Source organism: Sulfurimonas sp., from assembly GCF_026991475.1.
Classification (GTDB): Bacteria; Campylobacterota; Campylobacteria; order Campylobacterales; family Sulfurimonadaceae; genus Sulfurimonas.
In genome coordinates this window covers 1-3399 of sequence record NZ_JALXBK010000110.1, presented here as the reverse complement: position 1 = coordinate 3399, position 3399 = coordinate 1, and the positions used below count along the sequence as shown (strand labels likewise).

General features: G+C 38.6%; 4 protein-coding genes. All 4 read left to right on the top strand.

Translation table 11 applies throughout. The features are described 5' to 3' along the window. Positions 1 to 675: APC family permease (locus MV589_RS09735; protein ID WP_297434367.1), on the top strand; the 675-nt coding region annotated here is incomplete at its 5' end. Positions 676 to 776: 101 nt separating this feature from the next. After that, a complete protein-coding gene (gene amrS / locus MV589_RS09730; RefSeq protein WP_297434365.1) occupies positions 777 to 1769 on the top strand; it encodes an AmmeMemoRadiSam system radical SAM enzyme in 993 nt (330 codons plus the stop codon). Further along, positions 1766 to 2566: an AmmeMemoRadiSam system protein B gene (gene amrB, locus MV589_RS09725; RefSeq protein ID WP_297434363.1), complete on the top strand. Its 801-nt coding sequence runs from the start codon at positions 1766 to 1768 to the stop codon at positions 2564 to 2566. Before amrS ends, amrB begins: the two co-directional genes overlap by 4 nt. A 54-nt stretch (positions 2567 to 2620) precedes the next feature. Then, positions 2621 to 3211: a hypothetical protein gene (locus MV589_RS09720; RefSeq protein ID WP_297434360.1), complete on the top strand. Its 591-nt coding sequence runs from the start codon at positions 2621 to 2623 to the stop codon at positions 3209 to 3211. The last annotated feature ends 188 nt before the right edge of the window (positions 3212 to 3399 follow it).

Here is a 3399-nt window from a genome sequence, read left to right as displayed (position 1 = left end):
GACAAAAACCTCCCTCGTGCATTTTATGCTTCAGTTATCATTGTTATAGCGCTCTATGTACTCATTTCTATTATTACCGTAGGTTGCGTAAGTGAAGATGTACTGATGAAAGCAAAAGACTACGCGCTTGCAGCAGCCGCACAACCCTCTCTTGGACACACAGGCTTTGTACTCGTTGCCTTTGCTGCCCTGCTCTCTACATTTTCAGCCATAAACGCAACTATTTATGGAAACGCAAGGCTCGGCTATATCATTGCAAAAGATGGCAAACTTCCACGTACTTTGATGGTGCAAGACAAACGCAGCGGTGTTCCTTTTCGCGGGGTTTTATATACAACGCTCTTTAGTGTACTACTTGCAAACAGTATTGATCTCACAGAGATTGCCATTATAGGAAGCGCAGGATTTTTACTCATCTTCTTTCTTGTAAATATCAGTGCTTATAAGCTTGCTCAAGAGATTGGCGCTACCAAAATCATTGTTGTTCTTTCTTCATTTTTAACTTTTATAGCGCTAGGAACACTTCTTTTTCATACTTATACTTCAAATCCACATGCTGTTATTATTTTCATCTCATTTATTATGATATCCATTTTATTTGAGCTTATCTATGGGCGTTATGTTCGTGGTGAAATATTTAATAGAGAATACAAAACAATTAAAAAGTCAAATTAGTTACTTTTTGTAACATTTATTTGACTTATTTCACTTATTTTGATAATATTAGACTAACTTGAGTCAATAGCTATAAATAGTTATGACTCCAAAGGACTAATATGAACTACTATAAAAATTTAAAAAAATCAAATAAAATTATGTGTAGGCTTTGTCAGCACTTCTGCCAACTCAAAGAGGAACAAGTTGGGATTTGTGGAGTAAATAAAAATGAAAACGGTGCACTTAAAACACTTGTCTATGGGCATCCAAGTGCGCTCAATCTTGATCCAGTCGAGAAAAAGCCTATGTATCATCTACTGCCTGGAACATCGGCACTTTCACTTGGAACAGTCGGGTGTAACTTCAAGTGCCCATTTTGCCAAAACTGGCAAATATCACAAGAACACTTGGTCGATACAAGCGTAGATATTTCACCACAAAAGATGGTTGACCTTGCTATAGAAAATGGTGCAGCTTCCATTGCCTACACTTATAATGAGCCCACCATTTTTTACCCTTATGCAAAAGATATAGGAGTCATTGCAAGAGAGAGAGATCTTAAAAATATATTTGTAACCAACGGCTTTGAATCTGAAGAGGTCGTAAAAGATATGGCTTCATGGCTGGATGCCGCGAATGTTGACCTAAAAAGCTGGGATGATGCTTACTACAAAAAAGTACTTAAAGGCGGACTTGAAGCAGTAAAAGAGACGCTACGAAATATGGTCAAAGAGGGAATTTGGGTGGAGGTGACTACTCTGCTTATAGAGGGTGAAAATGACAGTGATGCAGACCTAAAGGCTATGGCTGTGTTTATAGCTGATGAACTCGGCACACATGTGCCGTGGCATTTAAGTGCCTTTCATCCTGATTATAAGATGCAAGACCATGAAAGCACAAAGCTTGGGACTTTAGAGCGTGCGAAAAAAATAGCACTCGAAGCAGGTTTGGAGTATGTTTACCTTGGCAATGTACCGGTTCATGGCGATACCTACTGCCCTGATTGTCATGCACTTCTTATAGATAGAACAGGTTACAGCGTAACGCAGAACAATCTTGTAGATGGGCACTGCCCAAAATGTAACAGAGCAATAGAAGGAGTATGGAAATGAGTGTAAGAAAAGATGCTGTAGCAGGACAGTTTTACCCTACAAGTAAAGAAGAGATAGAGAAAATGTTCGCACACTACAATAAGATTGTAGATGAGGCCATTAAAGACAAAAGAGTATTAGAACTCAAACCTCGTGCCATCATTGTGCCACATGCCGGATATGTGTACTCTGCATTTACTGCCAACATTGCCTTTCGGGTACTGAAAAATTCGCATGCAAGGCGTGTAGTAGTTATTGGCCCGAGCCACCGTGTCTACCTTCAAGGAACGAGTGTATCAGAGTTTGACAGATATGAAACACCTATGGGCTCTTTGAAAATAGACAGAGTACTCGCAGATACTCTCATAAAGAAGTTTGGGCTGCACTTCCAAGCTGATGCCCATGCTGAACACTCAACAGAGGTACAGATGCCTTTTGTAAAAGAGTATCTTGGCGATTCGCAAGTTGTTGAACTTGTTTATGGAGCAGAATCTCCACAAAACCTTGCAAAGGTCATTGAGTATCTTTTAGAAGATGAAGAGACCGTTGTGGTCATTAGTACAGATTTGAGTCACTACTATAGTATTAACAAAGCAAAAGAGCTTGACACTATCTGTCTTGAAGCCATTGCAACACTCAACACACAAGAGCTGCATCAAGGGTGTGAGGCGTGCGGCATCATTGGTGTGGAAGCGATGCTTATAGCGGCAAAGAAGCTCCAACTTAAAGCACAAATAATGGACTACAGAACAAGTGCCGATGCAAGTGGCGACAAGGAGCGTGTAGTGGGGTATACAAGCGTAATCTTTACAAGATAGCTTTAATGCTATTATTGTACAATTTCCTAAAATTTGAAAGGATAACACCAAAAAATGTCAAACATTGCAAAACAGTTTACTTACTTAATCCTGACACTTTTTACATTAGTGGCAGGATACGCCTATTTGCGCTACGCTTATAAGGTTACAGACTCTACACCTTTTACACAGGAGATTGTTCTTATTATTTTAGGAACTATCGCTACGGTTTTCATCACTGCTTTACTTTTAAACAAACAAACAGCAGTAGAGATAGAAAAAGAGCAAAACATTAAGTTTTTAGATCTAAAAGCTGAGACGTATGAAAAACTTTTAGATCTTATGGAGAGTATGGCGGAGAAGAGTCATTTTAGTGAAGCAGATCTTACAAAATTACAGTTTATTACTCATAGGCTTGCTATATTTGCCTCCCCAAGTGTTTTAAATGAATACACGAATTTTTTACATGTGGTTTCAGCCCTTTCTGTAGATGCAACCTTTGACAATGATATGCAAAAACTTTCAGAAGCTCTTGGAAAGCTTACTATTCAAATAAGATTTGATCTTTTAGGTGAGAATCAAACGCAGAGACATTATTCTATTGAACAGATTAAAAAGATGATTCATAAAAATTCCAATAACTCATCGAAGATTCATATTGGATAAGCCTTAGCCTTCTACTTTACCTCTTTTGCAATTACCCACATATGTGAAAACCAATACCATTTACCTCTTGCTGCCCATGCGGTACAGGTATAGTGGTCACGCGGATATTGCAAAAGCACTTTTGATTGCATTTGTACTTTTGTATCTGAAAGCCACTTCATATCTATCTTCTGTCCATTTGATGTAAA

What these genes read in the sequence shown, in the direction of transcription:
- amrS (WP_297434365.1), top strand. Translation starts at nt 777, where the DNA reads ATGAACTACTATAAAAATTTAAAAAAATCAAATAAAATTATGTGTAGG.
- amrB (WP_297434363.1), top strand. Translation starts at nt 1,766, where the DNA reads ATGAGTGTAAGAAAAGATGCTGTAGCAGGACAGTTTTACCCTACAAGT.
- MV589_RS09720 (WP_297434360.1), top strand. Translation starts at nt 2,621, where the DNA reads ATGTCAAACATTGCAAAACAGTTTACTTACTTAATCCTGACACTTTTT.